This is a genomic window from Bradyrhizobium sp. USDA 3650, from assembly GCF_054057395.1.
Window position 1 is genome coordinate 4,344,092 of record NZ_JBSRZG010000001.1, and the last position, 18,606, is coordinate 4,362,697.

Genomic DNA, 18,606 nt, shown 5'->3' on the forward strand with positions numbered 1-18,606 from the left:
GACGTGTCCGACAAGAGGCAGTCGGGGTAATGGGTCCTGGCTTTCGCCAGGACGACGAAAAAGAACGAACAACAAGGACGATCCCATGCGTATCCTCGTGGTCGGCGCTGGCGCCATCGGCGGCTATTTTGGTGGCAGGCTGTTGCAGGCCGGTCGCGACGTCACCTTCCTGGTCCGGCCACGGCGCGCCAGCGAGCTCGCGAGCGCCGGCCTCGTCATCAAGAGCCCGAACGGCGACGTCACGCTGAAAAATCCGCCGACCGTCCAGGCCGACGCGCTCAAGGACAAGTTCGACGTCGTGCTGCTCAGCTGCAAGGCCTTCGACCTCGACGACGCAATCAAGTCGTTCGCGGCAGCAGTCGGGCCGAATACCGCGATCATCCCGATGCTCAACGGCATGAAGCATCTCGACATCCTCGACGACAAGTTCGGCAAGGAGCGCGTGCTCGGTGGCCTCTGCGCCATCGCCGCAACGCTCAACGAGAAGCGCGAGGTGGTGCAGCTCCAGCCGATGCAGTCGATCAATTACGGCGAGCGCGATGGCAAGCTGTCGGATCGGGTCAAGGCGATCGACGAGGCCTTCAAGAGCGGCATCGCTGGTGCCACCGCCAGCCAGAACATCATGCAGGACATGTGGGAGAAGTGGGTGTTCCTGTCCTCGCTGGCGGCGTCCACCAGCCTGATGCGCACCTCTGTCGGCAACATCCTCGCCGCTCCCGGCGGCAGGGATTTCCTGCTCGGCATGCTGGATGAGACCAGCGCGATCGCCGCCGCCTCAGGCTACACGCCGGGCGGGCCGTTCTTCGAGCGCGTGAAAGGCAACCTCACCACCGAGGGTTCGCCGATGACGGCTTCGATGTTCCGCGACGTCAAGGCCGGCCTGCCGGTCGAGGCCGATCACGTCATCGGCGACCTCATCGCGCGCGCCGACGCCGCCAAGGTGCCGGTCCCGAAGCTGCGCATCGCCTACACGCATTTGAAGGCGTATGAGAAGCAGCGGGCGGGGTAGGCCCTCGCTCGATCGTCATCCCCGGGCGCGCCTAGCGCGAGCCCGGGACAACAGTGGAGTTCGCAGCTACATCACTCGCTATTTGAAATACGCGAGATAGTGCGAGACGGCGGTGATTTCCTCATCACTCATGTGATAGGCGACATCGGCCATCGCGGCGCCGCCACCGCCGACGCGCTGGCTGCTCTTGTAGTCGTGCAGCGCCTTGACCAGGTATTCCTCGCGCTGGCCCGCGAGCCGCGCGACCGCCTTGGTGCCAGGCAAAGCTATCCGTATGACATGAGGCGCAGCGGCGGCCGACGGCAACCTGCGCGCCTTTTTTCGACAGGTCCGGATCCTTGTCTTCCGCCGCAGTCGGCGGCGTCAGCGCGGCGAAATAGGCGCCGAGATTGCGGACGTCCTCGTTGGTGATCTCCTCGGCGATCGACTGCATCTGGTCGTTCTTGCGCGAGCCGGCGCGGAAAAACACCAGCTGCCATTGCAGGAATTGATCGGGCTGGCCGGCGAGCGAAGGGATATTCTCGGTCTGCGAGATGCCGTTCTCGCCGTGACAGCCGGCGCAAACGGCGGCCTTCTCCTTGATCGCGGCATTGTCCGCGGCGCTTGTGGGGAGAGAACCGAGCGCGAGAAGCGCAACCGCGCTGATTGCGTGCGAGATGAACTGCCGGCGCATGATTGGAATTTCCGATCTGTCGAACGTTCATTCCGGGGCGGCGAAGCGCGAGCCCGGAGTTCGATAACCCCCGTTCGTCACTATGGGTTCCGAACTTGCGTGCCAGCGGCGCGCGATCAGGAACGACAGCGTGCGAAATTGAAAAGAAAAGGCTGCGGTGCCCCTCGGCACCGCAGCCTCGCGTCGTCTTACGCTACTTCTTGCTGTAGCTGATGCGGTAGATCGCGCCGGCCCAATCGTCGGCGACGAGGATCGAGCCGTCCTTGGCAAGGATGATGTCGTCGGGACGGCCGAGATAGCCCTGGTCGCCCTCGATCCAGCCGGAGGCGAACACCTCCTGCTTGGCGTTCTTGCCGTCGGGACCGACGATCACGCGCATGATGCGGCCGCCCTGGTACTTGTGACGATTCCAGGAGCCGTGCTCGGCGATCAGGATGTTGTTCTTGTACTCGGCCGGGAATTGATCGCCAGTATAGAACTTCATGCCGAGCGGAGCGACGTGAGCGCCGAGGTTCAGCACGGGCGGCGTGAACTCGGAGCATTTATGGCCCATCGCGAACTTGGTATCCGGCAGGTCACCCTGGTGGCAGTAGGGATAGCCGAAGTGCTCGCCGATCTTGCTGATCATGTTCAGCTTGTCTGAGGGCAGATCGTCGCTGATCCAGTCGCGGGCGTTCTCCGTGAACCAGAACTTGCCGGTGCGCGGATCGACGTCGCCGCCGACCGAGTTGCGAACGCCGAGCGCGTAGATTTCCGCATTGCCGGTCTTGGGATCGACGCGGCGGATCTGCGACACGCTGGTCGGGGGCACGCCGATGTTGAAGGGCGGTCCGAACGGAATGTAGAACCAGCCTTCCTTGTCCACCGCGATGTACTTCCAGCCATGCGCGGCATAGGACGGCATGTCGTCATAGACGACCTTGCCCTCGCCGGGACTGTCGAGCTTGTTCTCGATGTCGTCGTAGCGGATCAGCTTGTCGACCGCGATGACGTAGAGCGCACCGTCCTTGACGGCCAGCCCCGTGGGCATGTTCAGCCCCTTGAGGATGGTCTTGACCTCTTTCTTTCCGTTGTTGTCCTTGATGGCGTAGACGTTGCCGAGGCCGAACGAGCCGACGAACAGCGTGCCCTTGTCGCCCCAGGCCATCTGCCGCGCGGCCAGCACGCCGGAGGCGTAGACCTCCATCTTGAAGCCCGCCGGCAACTTGACCTTCTTGACGATGTTGGCGAGCTCGGAATCGGACGCGCCGGTCGGCGGACCCGAGGGCGGTGCGAGGCCCTTTTGCGCCTCGGTCTCGTCGCCGAGGAACCAATCGTCCGGCGGATGGGTCCAGAACTCCTTGGTGCCGGATTCGTATTTCTTCAGCGGCTTGTTCTTGTCCTGCTGCTGCGCGTGACCGACGCTTGTCCCCGCGAGAAGGGCAACCGCTGCAAGCGCCAGAACGGATTGAAAGACGGATCGATGGAATTTCATCGCGTCACTCCCCTAAGGCAGCCGTCAGGGCTGCACATTTATTTTATTTTGCTATCGAGAGGCGAAGTTCGGACTCTGTCGAGAAGACAGACGCGGAAGGTTAGCACATCTGCGAGCGGTGAGAAGCGCGCCGCGTGCGCCGCGATAGCGCTAAGTAAAAATTGAGACGGAAAGTCAATGATGGCGAACGCGGCGACGACAACGCTCTCGCTGCAGCGCGGAATCAAGATCGCGCGCGGCTAATTTACAGGCAGCAGGAGGTCCGGAAAAAAAGCGAAAACAACCCCATGCACAGTAGAAATGCTCTGGCCATCTTGCTGCCGGTGACGCCGGGTAGGCATCTGGCGCGTCGAGCGAATTAGCAAAGGTGGCGACTACGGGGCGACGGGGTAGGGACCGTCGTCGAAAACCGTCTCATGATAGCCTTTCGAGCCGACATCGCGCGCCAGCGTGCTGCGAAAATCGCGCTCATCGCGAAGACACTTCAGGACATGCGCGAAGTCGAATTCGGGCTGCCAGCCCAGTTCGCGCCGCGCACGCTCATTGACGTAGACGCGGTCGATCGCGGGGAATAGCCGCCAGCCGCGCGCCGCATAGAGCTCCGCACAATCTGGATAGAGCTCGCGCACCACACTGGCCGCATCGCGCGCCAGCGCAGTAAGGTGGCGCTGCTCGAACGGGCTCGTGGCCGACACGATGTAGCGGGCAAACCCGATGTCCGGCGCGCGCTCGGCGGCGAGCAGATGGGCGCTCACCGCGTCCGCGATATCCAGCCGGCGATAGAGCAGCTCATTGGCCTGCGCATTCTCCGGCGCGTAAGCCGACCGCATCGCCGGATCGTCATCGTCTTCCGGGAAGAAGCGCGAGGTCCTCAAGACCACGACAGGCAGGCCGCGCTCGCGATGGAACAACTCGCAGAGGGTCTCGGCCATCAGCTTGGTCGTGCCGTAGATGTTCTTCGGAATCGGTGGCAGGTCCTCCGTGACCCACACCGCGGCTTGGCCCGCGTCGGAGCGGAGCTGCGAGCCGAACGCGCTGGTGGTGCTGGTGAAAACAAAACTGCGCACGCCGGCGGCTACGGCCGCTTCAAGCAGGTTGAGCGTGCCGGTGACGTTGGTGTCGATGAAGGATTGCTTGCTGTGGGTCGCCACATGCGGCTTGTGCAGCGTCGCGGTGTGGACCACGGCGGTGACACCGTCCATCTGGCCCCGCACGAAATCGGGATCGACGATCGAGCCGACGGCATCGGTGAAGGGCGATGGCTTCAGGTCGACCCCACGCGCAGGCGAACCGCGCCCGCGGAGCGTGCGGAGAAGCGCTTCCCCGAGATGGCCCGCGCTGCCTGTGACCAGAATTGTCATTCGCGACCCAAGACAGCCGCCAGCCGCGTGGAAGACACGTGCCCGTTCGGTCCAGCTGGATGCTTTGGGAGAAAATTGGAGCGGGCGAAGGGGCTCGAACCCTCGACCCCGACCTTGGCAAGGTCGTGCTCTACCACTGAGCTACACCCGCATCCTGTGTCGGTCGCATGACTGCGCCGGCAACGGCTGTCCTATGCCAAAAGCGGGAGGGGAATGCAACAGCTACCGGCGGCATAGATGCGCAATCGGAGGTCCGATATCGACCCGAACGCGGCCAAATGACCCAAAAAGGCCCCGGAACCGGCGAATCGGCCCGCACGGATTGAAATTCGGCCGTCCCGGCCCAATTTAGGGCCAACAGCGAAGCATATGAATTGGCGACGTGCTAAAGACCCGCCAATTCCAGACATCAGACGAGGGGATGCCGTGACGATCATCGACCAGGGTAACGGAGCAGCGGGCCCGGCTGCCGCCGATCTGATCAAGGACACGACCACCCAGACCTTCGTGAAGGACGTGATCGAGGAATCGAAGCGCCAGCCGGTGCTGATCGACTTCTGGGCGGAGTGGTGCGGCCCCTGCAAGCAGCTCACGCCCTTGCTGGAAAAAGCGGTCAAGGCCGCCAAGGGCAGGGTCAAGCTGGTCAAGATGAACATCGACCAGCACCCGGCGATCCCGGGGCAGATGGGCATCCAGTCGATTCCGGCGGTGATCGCCTTCGTCAACGGCCAGCCGGCCGACGGCTTCATGGGTGCGGTCCCGGAGAGCCAGCTCAACGCCTTCATCGAAAAACTGACCAAGGGCGTGACCGCGCCGGGTGAGCCGAATATCGCGGAAATCCTCCAGGAAGCCGAGGCCGTGCTCGCCGAGGGCGATGCCGCCGCGGCCGCCCAGATCTACGCGGAGGTGCTGCAGCTCGAATCGACCAACATCGCAGCCCTTGCCGGGCTCGCGAAATGCTACGCCGTCTCCGGCGCGATGGAGCAGGCCAAGCAGACGCTCGCCATGGTGCCGGAATCCAAGCGCAACGACCCGGCTGTGAAAGCCGTGCAGACCGCGATCGATCTGGCCGAGCAAGCGGAGCAGCTTGGACCCGTCGCCGAGCTGGAACAGAAAGTCGCCGCAAACCCGCTCGATCATCAGGCCCGATTCGACCTCGCGATCGCGCTCAACGCCCAAGGCAACCGGGCAGCGGCCACCGAGCAGCTGCTCGCGATCATCAAGCGCGACCGCAAATGGAACGACGACGGCGCCCGCAAGCAGCTGGTGCAGTTCTTCGAGGCCTGGGGCGGCACGGACGATGCAACGGTCGAGGGACGCAAGCGCTTGTCGATCATCCTGTTTTCCTGACGCACGCTGGCAAGGCCAGGGGACCCGGCAGATGCCGATCAACATCGAATATCGCGGGCCCGCCGACCTTCCGGAGATCCTTCCGGTGTTTCCGTTGCCGGGCGCGCTGCTGCTGCCGCGCGGGCAGATGCCGCTCAACATCTTCGAGCCGCGCTACCTCGCGATGATCGACGATGCCTTCCGCGACGGTCATCGCCTGATCGGCATGATCCAGCCCGACATCGCGCATTCGGCCAAGAACTCCGACAAGCCCTCGCTGTTCAGCGTCGGCTGTGTCGGCCGCATCACCCAGCTCGCCGAATCCGGCGACGGCCGCTACATCCTCGAGCTCACCGGTGTCTCGCGCTTCAAAGTGCTCGAGGAGCTCGAAGTGCTCACCGCCTACCGCCAGTGCAAGGTGGATTTTTTCGCCTTCGTCGACGACTTCACGCCGCGTATGGGCGAGGACGAGGTCGATCGCGAAGCACTGCTGACGGTGCTGGCGGATTTTTTGAAAGCCAACAACCTCAAGGTCGACTGGGAGGGCGTCGAGACCGCCCCCAACGAAGCGCTGGTCAACGCACTGGCGATGATGTCGCCCTACGGCGTGGCCGAGAAGCAGGCGATGCTGGAAGCGCCCGACCTGAAGACCCGCGCCGAAATTTTGATCGCGGTCACCGAGATGGATCTCGCGAAGAAGCGCACCAGCGGCGATCCGCCGCTGCAGTGACAGGCGCCTGCGCGCCTGCTCAGGAATGACCGCGGATGCGCTTACGTCCGGTGATCATCGCGCTGATCAGGTTCTCGCGCTGAAGACGTCCCATCATCAGCACGCCCAAGACGTGCAGCACGACCAGGACGATGACCGCGTCGGATGAATAGTGGTGGGTGTCCTCGACCCACCAGACGCCGAAAAAGGTCACCGTCACCGACATCGCGCCTGATATCGTCGAGACCGCGAGCGAGACCAGCAGCGCCACCAGCATCAACGTGCCGGCGGGATTGAGCCCGATATAGCGGCCGGTGATGCCGCGGCGCAGATTCCAGAGATAATTCGGCGCGGCCCGAAGCCTGACGCCGACCATGCGGAAGCGCGAATAGCGGCTTCCCCAAAGACCCCAGACCAGACGGAACGCAACGAGCCCGAGTACGGTGTAACCGACGATGCGGTGAAGTCCGTCATAGACGGTCGGCGTGAGCCATGCGGCCAGGACGCAAGCCGCGAGCGCCCAGTGCCAGAGCCGCAGCGGAAGGTCCCAGACTGCGACTGTCCGCGAAGCGGTTCGATCCGCGGGGGTCCGGTTGGACTCCCCGCGTGCGTGCGGTACCGTTTCTTCGATCAAGCGAGGGCCACCCTCAGGCATGACTTTGCGCAGACCATTTGCGCGCAGACCATCTGGCGCGGTCTACTTCGCAATCGTGTGCTTCAGGCTGAGATCTTCAGGGCTGTAGAACAGCTCATAAAGCTTGCCTTCCTTGACGCCGTAGACCTCGTAGCACGAGCCTTCGATCTTGGAGCGCCGGACCTCGTAGCCGAGCGCCTTGGCCTTGGCTTCGGCGTCGCTCGCCGGCTTCCACGACGCCTTGTCGAGCTTGGTGCAGTCCTTGTAACCATCGGCCAAGGCTGCCGATCCCATGCCAATTCCGATCGTCAATGCAACGGCAACAACACGAATAACCTTCACGAACGTCTCCTCTTCTGTCGTGGGCGCTACGCCCTAGGGCGAAGCGGGACCGAAGGAAGCAAAGCACATGATGAAGTCAATGCGGTTCGCGGCCGGCGCGCTTTAGAGTTATTCTAACGATCCGAAAAAGATCAGCGCTCTCCGTATGCAGCGCGCATTTGAGACGACGCTGCGGCCTTACGTCTCACGGTTTGATGGCAGGCTGATCGGGCGCGTCGCTCAGTAGCCGGCAACCGCCATCGCGACGACGGCGCTGAGCGCCATCCAGCCAAAATGCCGGCCGCGCGTGGCCCATGCGTTGGCGAGAGCGGAGAAGCCGAACACACCGGCCATGGTGACGACGATCCAGTGACGCGCCGGCTCCGATTGCATCCAGGGCGCCGCGATCAGGAGCACACCGCCGCCGATCCAGGCGACGGTCGAGGCCTGCCAGACCAGGCGGATCAGGGTGCGGAGCCGTTCCGGCTCGATGCGGGCGCGCGCAAAGACCTTGGTCTCGCCGAGAATGCCATGGATGAGGGCCACGGCGATGGTCACGACCCCGGCGCACTGGAGCAAGAGATCACGCATCGTCAAAGCTCCCTGCAAATCTGGTCCATACATCACTGTATGGTGAGATAGGCGCTGGCCTGCCGGCTGTCAATACACTAATGTATGGTTTGCATCCGGAACCCGACATGGCCGAACAGCTGACTGCCGACGACTGGATCAAACAGGGCCTGAAGGCGCTCGCGCGAGACGGCTTCACCGCGCTGAAGGCAGATCCGCTGGCGAAAGCCATGGGGGTCTCGCGCGGCAGCTTCTACTGGCATTTCGCCGATCTCGGCGCGTTCCATGCTGCTCTCTTGAAGCGCTGGCGCGAGATCGCGGCCGAGCAGATCATCGCCGATGTCGAGGCGGACAGCGACGAGCCGCTGAAAGCGCTGCTGCGCAGGACCTTTGGCGCGCGGCTCGACCTCGAGCGCGCGGTGCGGAACTGGGCGGCCTTCGATGCGGCGGCACAATCGGCGGTGCGTGCCATCGACCGGCGCAGGCTCGACTATATCGAGGAGCTGCTGAGGAAGCGCGGGTTCGAGGCGGCGACGGCGCGAGCCCGCGCGCAAATCCTGTACTGGACGTTTCTCGGCTTCGCCCTGTCGGGCCCGCCATCGCCGGCCGCGCGGCTCGAGGGCCTGCTCGACGAGATCCTGCGGATGGTTTCCGCTTGAGGCGACGCGATGGGCTGCTACGATTTTTTATGCTAGAGGCAACCGACCGCCGGAGACCCCCATGAACGCGCCCACCGAACGCCCCGAAGCCAGCGTCGATCCCAAATTGCTGGAAATTCTGGTCTGCCCGCTGACCAAGGGTCCGCTGGAGTTCGATTCTGCAAAGCAGGAGCTGATCTCGCGCAGTGCCAGGCTCGCCTATCCGATCCGCGACGGCATCCCGATCATGCTGCCGGAAGAGGCCCGCAAGATCGATTGAGAGACTTGTGGCCGGTTGAGAGACTTGTAGCCCGGATGGAGCGCAGCGAAATCCGGGGTTCTTCGTGTGACGCAGCGGCCCCGGATTACGCTGCGCTCCATCCGGGCTACCGAAAATTCTACAACGCTTCGCCCTTCAACAACCGCGGTATCTCACCGGTCAGACCCGCGGCTTGGCGGATGAACAGGTTCTTCAGCGGCGGGGCGCGATCGACGAGGCCGAGGCCGATGTCGCGCACGGTGCGCAGCAAGGTCGACTGGTTGGAGAACAGGAAGTTCAGCGAGTTGGTGGCAACGCCCATTGCCATGGTGTCGAAGCGGCGCCAGCGCTGGTAACGTTCGAGCACGTCGGCGGCGCCGAGATCCATGCCGAGCCGCGCCGCATCGACCACGACCTCGGCCAGCGCGGCGACGTCCTTCAGCCCCATGTTGAGACCCTGGCCCGCAATGGGATGGATGACGTGGGCGGAATCGCCGACCAGCGCGAGGCGCTGGGCAATGAAAGAGCGTGCGACGAAATAGGACAGCGGAAACGCGCGCGGCTTGTCGAGCGCTTTCACCTCGCCGAGATGCAGGCCGAAGCGCTGCTCGAGCTCGCCGTGAAATTCCTCGTCGCTCAACGCAACGATACGCGCGGCTTCGCTGCGGCGCTCGGTCCATACCAGCGAGGAGCGCTTGCCTGAAAGCGGCAGGATCGCGAACGGACCCGCCGGCAGAAAATGCTCTTCGGCGCGTCCCTCGTGATCGCGCTCATGCCCGACGGTGACGACGATGCCGGATTGATCATATTCCCAGCCATGGGTGGCGATGCCGGCGCGCTCGCGCAGTTTCGACTTCGCACCGTCAGCCGCAACCAGGAGGCTCGCCGCAATCACGCTGCCATCACCGAGCGTCACGTCGATACCCTCGGCCTGCGCGTCGTAAGACGACACTGTGGTCGCGCGGAGATCGATGCCCTCGGCCTCGGCGCGCACCACCAGCGCATCGATCAGGCGGCGGTTCTCGACCATATGCGCGAAGGGCTCGCCCGGCGCGACATCGCCGCCAAAGTTGAGGAACGCCGGACGGGTGGCGTCTTCCAGCTTGGAATCGGTGACGATCATGTCGAGGATCGGCTGCGCCTCGCCCCTGACGTCGTCCCAGGCGCCGATCGCCTCGAACAGGCGGCGGCAGGCGGCCACGATCGCGGTCGCGCGCGGGTCGCGGCTGGGCCGTGTCCCGAGCGCGGGGTCGGCGACGATGACGGGAATCTCGGGGCCGAGCCCCTGGCGCAGCGCCAGGGCCAGCGCCAGGCCCGCAAACGCGCCGCCACCGATGACAATGCTACCCTGTACCGACATACCCAATTCCCGGCTAAGTCTTCGCGTTTTCTTGGTCTTGCTACCAGACTTGAGGTGGGCGAAACAGTGCGGTGAAACAAGGGCGGAGAGCCCCCATTGTGTCATTCCGGAGCAGCGAAGCCGGGGCGGCAAGGCGAAAGCTGAATTCCATGTCCAAGAGCCTGATCGACCTCATCTCGATCCTCGACCTCGAACAGCTCGAGGTGAATCTGTTCCGCGGCAACAGTCCGAAGACCAGCTGGCAGCGGGTGTTCGGCGGCCAGGTGATCGGGCAGGCGATGGTTGCGGCGTGCCGCACGGTCGAGGGCCGGCTGCCGCATTCGCTGCATTGCTATTTCATCCTGCCGGGCGATCCGCAGATCCCGATCATCTACCAGGTCGAGCGTCTGCGCGATGGCAAGAGCTACTCGACGCGGCGCGTCACCGCGATTCAGCACGGCAACGCGATCTTCTCGATCATGGTGTCGTTCCACGCGGAGGAAGAGAGCGCGTTCGATCATCAGGACAAGATGCCCGACGTGCCGCCGCCGGAAAAGCTGACGGCGGAGGAGGTCGCGAAGCAGCCGATGTTCAAGGAGATGCCGGAGTTCATCCGCCGCTACTATGAATCCGATCGTCCGATCGAGCTGCGCCCGGTCGAGCTCGGGCGCTATTTCGGTGAGAGGATCGAGGACGGCCGCATCCATGTCTGGATCAAGACCGCGGCAACGCTGCCGGACGATCCGGCGCTGCACATGTGCGCGCTGGCCTATGCGTCGGACTTTTCACTGCTCGATGCGATCATGGCGCGTTACGGCCGCACCCTGTTCGACAAGCGCATGATGCCCGCGAGCCTCGACCACGCGATGTGGTTTCACCGCCCGTTCCGCGCCGACGAATGGCTGCTCTACGCACAGGATTCGCCGAGCGCCCGAAGCGGCCGCGGCTTGACCCGTGGTTCGATCTTCAAGCCCGACGGCACGCTGGTGGCTTCCGTCGCGCAGGAAGGCTCCGTGCGCGAGCGGAGAGCCTAGGAGGCATAAGCACGATCGATCGCGCCTATGCCTCTCGAGGTCAGGCCCGGAGCGATCCTCGCGGAGCCAGGACCGTCTCCGACGCGAACCAGTTCATGATCCAGCGATACACCCACGGGATCGGGATGATGAAGCCGCACAGGAATGCGGCCACGATGCCCCGCCAGAGAATCCCGAGCCCGCTGCCGTTGAAGACGATCTCGCGCCGCGTGCCTTCGATGCTGCGGCAGAACCAGCGCATCTGAGCCGCGGCGACCCAGGCCCAGCCGATGATGGTGATGATGGAGATCGCGAACAGCAGGCTCCAGCCGACATAGGCCCAGACCGTGCCGGTGAAGCTCAGGCCGAGCGGCTGCCCGTTGGAGGCGAGGTTCGCGACCATCCATTTGATCAGGAGCCAGTAGAGAACGATCTGGGCGATGAACAGCAAATTGCTCAGCAAGGGGACGCCGATCAACCCGATCACGATCGCCAGAACGATGAAGCCGAAATACCAGGGCACCAGCGCCATCGCAGTGCCGGTGAAGCTGAGATTGGGACGTCCGGGGACCTTCACGCAGGACACGATCCATTTCGTGTACCAGACGAACACCCACGGCACTGGGATGATGAAGCACATACCGATCAGCATCACGATGCTGCGCCACGTGAACTCGAGGATGCCGAAATCGACCGCCAGCGATCCTCCGGCGCCACCGCCGCCGTAGCCTCCGGAGCCCATCATCGGCGGGCCGCCAGCGGGCATCATCGGGGGCGCACCGCCGCCGCTGAGCAGGCCGGGGATTTCGGCCGCCTTCTGCCAGCCGGCCATGCCCTCCGACCACACCAGCGTATCCGGACGCACGACACCCTGGGCAACGAGATCGCGGAATTGCCCTTCCTGATAGGGTCCCTGCTGCTTACCCTCGGATGCGTAGAACCAACTCGCCATGAAACGTCCCCCTCGAACATAGTTTTGTACCGGCCGCGACGCTTGGGTTCATCGCATCCATTCCAAAAACGCATTGTGGAGGATGAACGGCTGCCCTGTACAGAGGCGGTCGTTCACATCGAACAACGATTTTCCGCTTCAATCTGCAACATTTTTATGCCATTTGCCCGGAAAGATGCCAGATTGACGCTGCGCCGGGGACATACGGCGCAGCGCATCCCCGGGGAATAGGCCTGACCATGAAACTCGTCGTCGCGATCATCAAACCCTTCAAGCTCGATGAAGTCCGCCAGGCGCTGACGGCGATCGGCGTCCACGGCATGACCGTGACCGAAGTGAAGGGCTATGGCCGCCAGAAGGGCCACACCGAGATTTATCGCGGCGCCGAATATGTCGTGAATTTCCTGCCGAAGCTGCGGATCGAGATCGCGGTTGCCTCCGATATCGCCGAGAAGGCCGTCGCCGTGATCACCGCGACCGCGCGCACCGGCCAGATCGGCGACGGCAAGATCTTCGTCACGCCGATCGACCACGCGACCCGCATTCGCACCGGCGAGACCGACAGCGACGCGCTCTAGATTTTTGCTTTGACGCGTTTTCTTTTCGCGAACCGGTATCCGCTTCGCTCGAAAACGCTCTTCTTCGATCGCACCGGGCAACGACGCCACAGCGTGCGACGCAATCAATAGCTGGGGGAAACGACATGGCGGGATTGTTGCGCCGCGCGGCTGCTATCGCCGCGCCGATCGGGCTTGTGTCGATCATGGCTTCGCCGGCGCGTGCCGCGGGCTCCGAGATCAACACTGCCGACACCGCCTGGATGATCGTCGCCACCGCGCTGGTGCTGATGATGACGATCCCGGGGCTCGCGCTGTTCTATTCCGGCATGGTGCGCAAGAAGAACGTGCTCGCTACCATGGCGCAGAGCCTCGCCGCGGTGACGATCATCTCCATTCTCTGGGTCGCGTTCGGCTATTCGCTGTGCTTCGTCGGCGACGGCCCGTGGATCGGCACGCTCGACCGCTGGTTTCTCGCCGGCATGACCATGGACAGCGTCAACCCGGCGGCGAAGACGATCCCGGAAGCGCTGTTCATGCTGTACCAGATGACGTTTGCGATTATCACGGTGGCGCTGGTCGCGGGCGCGGTCGCCGACCGGATGCGGTTCTCGGCCTATCTGCTGTTCTCCGTGGCCTGGTTCATCTTCGTCTACATTCCGCTGGCGCATTGGGTGTGGGGCGGCGGCTTCCTCGCCAGCATGGGCGTGCTGGATTTCGCCGGCGGCCTCGTGGTGCATCTGTCGGCCGGCACCGCCGGCCTCGTCGCGGCGAAGGTGATGGGACGCCGTCATGGCTACGGCACCGAAAATCTCTCGCCGTTCGATCTGTCGCTCGCGGTGATGGGCACCGGCCTGTTGTGGGTCGGCTGGTTCGGCTTCAACGGCGGCTCGGCCGGCGCAGCCAATTCGCGCGCGGTGCTGGCGATCATCGCGACCCATCTCGCAGCCTGCTCCGGCGCGCTGACCTGGGGTGCGATCGAATGGTCGACGCGGCGCAAGCCATCCGTGCTCGGCATGATCTCCGGCGCGGTCGCCGGCCTCGGCACCATCACGCCGGCCTCGGGATTCGTGGCGCCCTGGCACGGTATCGTCATCGGCGTGATCGCGGGCCTCGTCTGCTACTGGGCCTGCACCTGGCTGAAGCACCGCTTCGACTATGACGATTCGCTCGACGTGTTCGGCGTCCACGGCATCGGCGGGCTGACCGGCACCCTGCTGGCCGGCGTGTTCGCGACCAGCGCGATCGGCGGCACCGCCGGCCTGCTCGAAGGCCATCCGCAGCAGCTTCTGATCCAGCTGTATGGGGTCGCCGTCACCTTCGCCTGGTCGGCGGGCGTGAGCTTCGTCCTGCTCAAGCTGGTCGGCCTGTTCGTGCCGTTGCGCGTCTCACGCGAGCACGAGCTCGAAGGACTGGATATTTCGCAGCACGGCGAGGCGCTGCAGTAATCGGGGGCTTGCGCGACACATAAGCGTATGCTTATGTGTCGCCATGATCGAAGCCGACATCTTCAAGGCGCTGGCCGACCCGACCCGCCGCAAGGTCTTTGAAAAGCTCGCTGGCGGAAGCCTGAATGCCAGCGCCTTGCGCGACGGATTGGAGATCAGCCAACCGGCGATGTCGCAGCATCTTGCGGTGCTGCGCGGGGCGGGCCTGGTGCGCGAACAGCGGCAGGGCCGCTTTGTGAATTACGAGGTCGATCCCGAAGGAATCTCCGCCATCGGGACCTGGCTTGCGCGCTACCGCGCCTATTGGCCGAAACGCATGGATGCCCTCGCCGATCTCTTGAAGGAGATGGATCAATGAGTGACGCCGTGAAGCCTGATCCCTCCGACGCAGCGCTCGTGCTCGAATATGAATTCGATGCGCCGCCGGCCAAGGTCTGGCGCGCGGTGACCATTCCGGCTTTGCGCGAGCGCTGGCTGCCGGATTGCGATCTTGCGGGCGCCGAGCCGGAGACGTCGATCCCAGGCCAAGAGGTGCGCTACCGGCTTCGCGATTCCGAACCGCCGTTTCGCGAAAGCCATGTCATCTTCCGGATCGAGCCGAACGAAGACGGCGGCACCCGCTTCCGCATCATCCAGCAAGCCTGCGAGATCGGCATGAAGCTGCCGCAGCCGGCCAACAGCAATGGCTGCCTGATGCGCGCGGCCGCCTGACACCGACTCCACTTCATCACCCCGCAGAAACGGAGGTCGCCGATGCGCGACATGCTTCAGCTCGTCCCCATGGTCGTCGAACAATCCGCCCGCGGCGAACGATCGTTCGACATCTATTCGCGCCTGCTGCGCGAGCGCATCATCTTCCTCAACGGCGAGGTCAATGATGCGATGTCCGGACTGGTCTGCGCGCAGCTCTTGTTCCTGGAGGCGGAGAATCCGAACAAGCCGATCAATCTCTACATCAATTCCTATGGCGGCGTGGTCACCGCTGGCCTCGCGATGTACGACACCATGCAATTCATCAAGGCGCCGGTGCATACGCTGTGCATGGGCACCGCGCGCTCCATGGGCTCGTTCCTGCTGATGGCGGGCGAGCCCGGTCACCGCGCCGCCCTGCCCAATGCGAGCCTTCACGTGCATCAGCCGCTCGGCGGCTTTCAGGGCCAGGCGTCCGACATCCTGATCCATGCCACCGAGATGCAGGAAACCAAGCGGCGCATCATCCGGCTCTATGCCCAACATTGCGGGCGGCCCGAGCCGGACGTGGAACGGACCCTGGACCGCGACCACTTCATGACCGCGCAGCAGGCGGTCGACTGGGGGCTGATCGACCGGGTGTTCGCGGAACGCAGCGCCGCCTGACGGTCTCTGCCTGCAACCGTCGGGCGAGCCTCGCCCCGCTTAGGCTGTTTGGCCGGTTGCGCGCATTCCGTGAGCACAAGTGCGAAGGGTCCGATATTTCGCAGCACGACAAGCCCTGCAATAGGCGTCCGCCTTACGGAAATACCTTTCTGCTGCCCGACGCATGAGCACCAATGTGTCGGCAGCTTGACGTGCCTTTATTTTAATCAGCCATGGTCAGGTATTGAGCGCGGCGTAATGGCGCACTGCACCGCAATACGCGTCAAACGCGAAAACACCCGTTTTCATAGTCCGTTAGGCAACACGCCCGATCTGGCACGGCATTTGATTCTATGGGTCCTGGCTGTGCCCGCGTAGTGAACTTTCTCCCTCGTGGCGAACCAGTCGAGAAACGCCCGGCCACGTCCGGACCGGGCCCAAGCGGGGATAGGACCCATGAAAATTGTTATGGCGATTATTAAGCCATTCAAGCTGGAAGAAGTCCGTGACGCCCTGACCGCCATCGGCGTTCACGGTCTCACGGTGACGGAAGTCAAGGGATATGGCCGCCAGAAGGGCCATACGGAAATCTATCGCGGCGCCGAATATGCCGTGAGCTTCCTGCCCAAGATCAAGATCGAGGTCGCAGTCGCCTCCGACCAGGTCGACAAGACCATCGACGCCATCACGACCGCCGCGAAAACCGGGCAGATCGGCGACGGCAAGATCTTCGTCATCAATCTCGACCATGCGGTTCGTATCCGCACCGGCGAGGCCGATGCTGCGGCCCTTTGATTTCGCGCTCAATCAAAATTCAATCAGGAGTAAATGAAATGACGTTTAAGCGTCCCTATGGCGCGGGATTGGCGGCTCTCGCAGTCGGCCTGTTCGCTGCGACCGCAGCCTACGCCGAGCCAACGGTCAACAAGGGAGACAACGCCTGGATGCTGACATCGACAGTGCTCGTGCTGTTGATGACGATCCCCGGCCTCGCGCTGTTCTACGGCGGCCTCGTCCGCTCCAAGAACATGCTCTCGGTCCTGATGCAGGTGTTCTACACCGTCTGCGTCGTCACCGTGATCTGGGCCGTGTACGGCTACAGCCTCACCTTCACCGGCGGCTCGGACTTCATCGGCGGCTTCTCCAAGGCCTTCATGATGGGCGTCACCACCGACTCGAAGGCCGCGACCTTCTCGGTCGACGCCAACATCTCGGAGCTCATCTATATGTGCTTCCAGATGACCTTCGCGGCGATCACGCCCGCCCTCATCGTCGGCGCCTTCGCCGAGCGCATGAAGTTCGCGGCGCTCGCGCTGTTCGTCCCGCTCTGGGTCACCCTGATCTACTTCCCGATCGCGCACATGGTCTGGTACTGGCCCGGCCCGGACATGATCCAGGACGCAGCCAAGGCTCTGGCTGCTGCGGCTGATGGCGCAGCGAAGACCGCGGCGCAGGCCAAGCTCGACGAGATCAACGCCGACGCAGGCTGGATCTTCAAGAAGGGCGCGATCGACTTCGCCGGCGGCACCGTGGTGCACATCAACGCCGGCATCGCAGGCCTCGTCGGCGCCCTGCTGATCGGCAAGCGCGTCGGCTACGGCAAGGAGCTGATGGCTCCGCACTCGCTGACGATGTCGATGATCGGCGCCTCGCTGCTCTGGGTCGGCTGGTTCGGCTTCAACGCCGGCTCCAACCTCGAAGCCAACGGCGGCGCGGCCCTCGCCATGACCAACTCCTTCGTCGCCACCGCAGCCGCCGCGCTGTCGTGGATGTTCGCGGAGTGGATCATCAAGGGTCACCCGTCGGTGCTCGGCGTCATCTCCGGCGCTGTCGCGGGCCTCGTGGCCGTCACGCCTGCCGCCGGCTTCTCCGGCGTGATGGGTGCGATCGTCCTCGGCCTCGTGGTCGGCGTGGTCTGCCTGTTCTTCTGCACCGTCGTGAAGAACGCGCTCGGCTACGATGACAGCCTCGATGTGTTCGGCGTGCACTGCGTCGGCGGCATCGTCGGCGCCCTCGGCACCGGCATCCTCGTCAATCCGGCGCTGGGTGGTGCGGGCATCATCGACTACACCGCGATCCCGCCGAAGGTTGCCGATTACGACTTCGCGGCGCAGATGATCTCCCAGGTCTGGGGCGTCGGCACCACGCTGGTGTGGTCGGGTATCGGTTCGGCGATTCTCTACAAGGTCGTCGATGTGATCGTTGGCCTCCGCGCCAATGTCGAGAGCGAGCGTGAAGGCCTCGACATCACCGAGCACACCGAGCGCGCCTACAACATGTAAGTCTCCTCCCGGGCGCGGCCTCCTCGGAGGTCGCGCTCACAACTACGGTTTGGGGCACATACCCGGCAATGTCCCGACCGTTGAGGGGCTCCAGCGCAAGTTGGAGCCCCTTTCTTTTTGTCCGGCCGGAGCTGAAGAAAAAGATTGCCATTCCAGGCGGCCCGCGCAGAAATATCGACCACAACAAATAACAAACCGGGAGGTCGTCATGCGTTTGGAAGGCGGATGCTATTGCGGCGAGGTGCGGTATGTCGCCGAGGGCGACCCGATGATGCAGGCGCAGTGTCATTGCCGCGAGTGCCAGTACATCTCGGGCGGCGCGCCCAACACTTTCATCGCGATGCCGGCGGCCGGCTTCAGCTACATCACCGGGCAACCCAAGCAATTCACGCGCAAGGACCTCGAACGCGCGGTCACGCGCGAGTTCTGCGGCGAATGCGGCACCCATCTGGTGACCAGGGTTCCCGGATTGCCGGCCGCGATCCTGAAGGTCGGCACGCTGGACGATCCCAAACAGTTCCATCCGCAGATGGCGATCTACACCTGCGACAAGCAGGACTTCCACGCGATCCCCGCGGGCATGGCGACCTTCGAGAAGCTGCCGGCGCACTAGTCGCGCCTCGTCACAGAGCCCGTCATACCCGGGCTTGTCCCCCGGGCATCCACGTTCTTGGGCACGGCAGGAAAGGCCGTGGATGGCCGG

General features: G+C 63.8%; 21 protein-coding genes, 1 tRNA gene and 1 pseudogene. 14 read left to right on the plus strand and 9 right to left on the minus strand.

From position 1 onward, the window contains the following. The first annotated feature begins 85 nt into the window (after positions 1-85). Positions 86-1,009, plus strand: a complete 924-nt coding sequence (gene panE / locus ACVIN2_RS20230; protein WP_456766892.1) for a 2-dehydropantoate 2-reductase — start codon at positions 86-88, stop codon at positions 1,007-1,009. Between the two features lie 78 nt (positions 1,010-1,087). Here the strand turns inward: panE and ACVIN2_RS20235 are convergent. The 4 genes and pseudogenes from ACVIN2_RS20235 to ACVIN2_RS20250 form a co-directional block, all read right to left on the minus strand. Further along, positions 1,088-1,682: pseudogene (locus tag ACVIN2_RS20235) on the minus strand (c-type cytochrome). A 193-nt stretch (positions 1,683-1,875) separates the two neighbouring features. Next, on the minus strand, positions 1,876-3,156 hold the full coding sequence (locus ACVIN2_RS20240) for a PQQ-dependent sugar dehydrogenase (protein ID WP_456766893.1): 1,281 nt from the start codon (positions 3,154-3,156) through the stop codon (positions 1,876-1,878). A 374-nt stretch (positions 3,157-3,530) separates the two neighbouring features. After that, positions 3,531-4,517, minus strand: coding sequence for an NAD-dependent epimerase/dehydratase family protein (locus ACVIN2_RS20245; RefSeq protein WP_456766894.1), 987 nt, complete (start codon positions 4,515-4,517; stop codon positions 3,531-3,533). A 76-nt stretch (positions 4,518-4,593) separates the two neighbouring features. Beyond that, positions 4,594-4,668: transfer RNA gene (locus ACVIN2_RS20250), tRNA-Gly, on the minus strand. Positions 4,669-4,943: 275 nt separating this feature from the next. On the opposite strand from ACVIN2_RS20250, the gene trxA reads away from it, so the two are divergent. Continuing rightward, entirely contained in the window at positions 4,944-5,867 is a 924-nt protein-coding gene (trxA, locus tag ACVIN2_RS20255) for a thioredoxin (RefSeq protein WP_456766895.1), read from the plus strand. Positions 5,868-5,898: 31 nt separating this feature from the next. Next, positions 5,899-6,576 (plus strand): LON peptidase substrate-binding domain-containing protein, encoded by a 678-nt coding sequence (locus tag ACVIN2_RS20260; protein ID WP_027514858.1) that lies wholly within the window; start codon positions 5,899-5,901, stop codon positions 6,574-6,576. A 19-nt stretch (positions 6,577-6,595) separates the two neighbouring features. On the opposite strand, the gene ACVIN2_RS20265 is transcribed toward ACVIN2_RS20260, so the two are convergent. The 3 genes from ACVIN2_RS20265 to ACVIN2_RS20275 all read right to left on the minus strand — a co-directional run bounded on the left by ACVIN2_RS20265 (position 6,596) and on the right by ACVIN2_RS20275 (position 8,101). Further along, a complete protein-coding gene (locus ACVIN2_RS20265) occupies positions 6,596-7,189 on the minus strand; it encodes a cytochrome b/b6 domain-containing protein (protein WP_456766896.1) in 594 nt (197 codons plus the stop codon). 63 nt (positions 7,190-7,252) lie between these two features. Continuing rightward, positions 7,253-7,531, minus strand: coding sequence for a PepSY domain-containing protein (locus ACVIN2_RS20270; RefSeq protein ID WP_456766897.1), 279 nt, complete (start codon positions 7,529-7,531; stop codon positions 7,253-7,255). 219 nt (positions 7,532-7,750) lie between these two features. Then, positions 7,751-8,101, minus strand: coding sequence for a hypothetical protein (locus ACVIN2_RS20275; protein ID WP_456766898.1), 351 nt, complete (start codon positions 8,099-8,101; stop codon positions 7,751-7,753). A 107-nt stretch (positions 8,102-8,208) separates the two neighbouring features. Between ACVIN2_RS20275 and ACVIN2_RS20280 the strand changes: the two genes are divergently transcribed. Together ACVIN2_RS20280 and ACVIN2_RS20285 are read left to right on the plus strand one after the other, a co-directional pair. Then, positions 8,209-8,739, plus strand: coding sequence for a TetR/AcrR family transcriptional regulator (locus tag ACVIN2_RS20280; protein WP_456766899.1), 531 nt, complete (start codon positions 8,209-8,211; stop codon positions 8,737-8,739). Between the two features lie 61 nt (positions 8,740-8,800). Then, on the plus strand, positions 8,801-8,998 hold the full coding sequence (locus ACVIN2_RS20285) for a Trm112 family protein (RefSeq protein ID WP_027514851.1): 198 nt from the start codon (positions 8,801-8,803) through the stop codon (positions 8,996-8,998). A 118-nt stretch (positions 8,999-9,116) separates the two neighbouring features. Here ACVIN2_RS20285 and ACVIN2_RS20290 read toward each other — a convergent pair whose 3' ends face one another. After that, a complete protein-coding gene (locus ACVIN2_RS20290; RefSeq protein ID WP_456766900.1) occupies positions 9,117-10,337 on the minus strand; it encodes a ubiquinone biosynthesis hydroxylase in 1,221 nt (406 codons plus the stop codon). A gap of 149 nt (positions 10,338-10,486) precedes the next feature. Here ACVIN2_RS20290 and tesB point away from each other — a divergent pair, with 149 nt between their 5' ends. Then, positions 10,487-11,350: an acyl-CoA thioesterase II gene (gene tesB / locus ACVIN2_RS20295; RefSeq protein WP_018459668.1), complete on the plus strand. Its 864-nt coding sequence runs from the start codon at positions 10,487-10,489 to the stop codon at positions 11,348-11,350. Between the two features lie 40 nt (positions 11,351-11,390). On the opposite strand, the gene ACVIN2_RS20300 is transcribed toward tesB, so the two are convergent. After that, positions 11,391-12,281, minus strand: coding sequence for a DUF4339 domain-containing protein (locus ACVIN2_RS20300; protein WP_456766901.1), 891 nt, complete (start codon positions 12,279-12,281; stop codon positions 11,391-11,393). 239 nt (positions 12,282-12,520) lie between these two features. On the opposite strand from ACVIN2_RS20300, the gene ACVIN2_RS20305 reads away from it, so the two are divergent. The 8 genes from ACVIN2_RS20305 (at position 12,521) to ACVIN2_RS20340 (ending at position 18,516) form a co-directional block, all read left to right on the plus strand. Continuing rightward, positions 12,521-12,859 (plus strand): P-II family nitrogen regulator, encoded by a 339-nt coding sequence (locus ACVIN2_RS20305; RefSeq protein WP_007598647.1) that lies wholly within the window; start codon positions 12,521-12,523, stop codon positions 12,857-12,859. Positions 12,860-12,984: 125 nt separating this feature from the next. Further along, positions 12,985-14,286 carry an ammonium transporter gene (locus ACVIN2_RS20310; protein WP_456766902.1) on the plus strand — a complete coding sequence of 434 codons (1,302 nt, stop codon included), beginning with the start codon at positions 12,985-12,987 and terminating at the stop codon, positions 14,284-14,286. A gap of 43 nt (positions 14,287-14,329) precedes the next feature. After that, positions 14,330-14,644 carry an ArsR/SmtB family transcription factor gene (locus ACVIN2_RS20315; RefSeq protein WP_247285017.1) on the plus strand — a complete coding sequence of 105 codons (315 nt, stop codon included), beginning with the start codon at positions 14,330-14,332 and terminating at the stop codon, positions 14,642-14,644. After that, positions 14,641-14,997, plus strand: a complete 357-nt coding sequence (locus ACVIN2_RS20320; protein WP_456766903.1) for an SRPBCC family protein — start codon at positions 14,641-14,643, stop codon at positions 14,995-14,997. The genes ACVIN2_RS20315 and ACVIN2_RS20320 overlap by 4 nt, the downstream gene beginning before the upstream one ends. 42 nt (positions 14,998-15,039) lie before the next feature. Next, positions 15,040-15,642 carry an ATP-dependent Clp protease proteolytic subunit gene (locus tag ACVIN2_RS20325; RefSeq protein ID WP_247405217.1) on the plus strand — a complete coding sequence of 201 codons (603 nt, stop codon included), beginning with the start codon at positions 15,040-15,042 and terminating at the stop codon, positions 15,640-15,642. Positions 15,643-16,077: 435 nt separating this feature from the next. After that, the gene (locus ACVIN2_RS20330; protein ID WP_007598642.1) at positions 16,078-16,416 is read left to right on the plus strand and encodes a P-II family nitrogen regulator; all 339 of its coding nucleotides are present in this window, start codon (positions 16,078-16,080) and stop codon (positions 16,414-16,416) included. Positions 16,417-16,454: 38 nt separating this feature from the next. After that, positions 16,455-17,903, plus strand: coding sequence for an ammonium transporter (locus tag ACVIN2_RS20335; protein ID WP_027514843.1), 1,449 nt, complete (start codon positions 16,455-16,457; stop codon positions 17,901-17,903). 208 nt (positions 17,904-18,111) lie between these two features. Continuing rightward, complete coding sequence (locus ACVIN2_RS20340) at positions 18,112-18,516, plus strand: GFA family protein (protein ID WP_456766904.1); 405 nt, start codon at positions 18,112-18,114, stop codon at positions 18,514-18,516. Positions 18,517-18,606 lie beyond the last annotated feature (90 nt).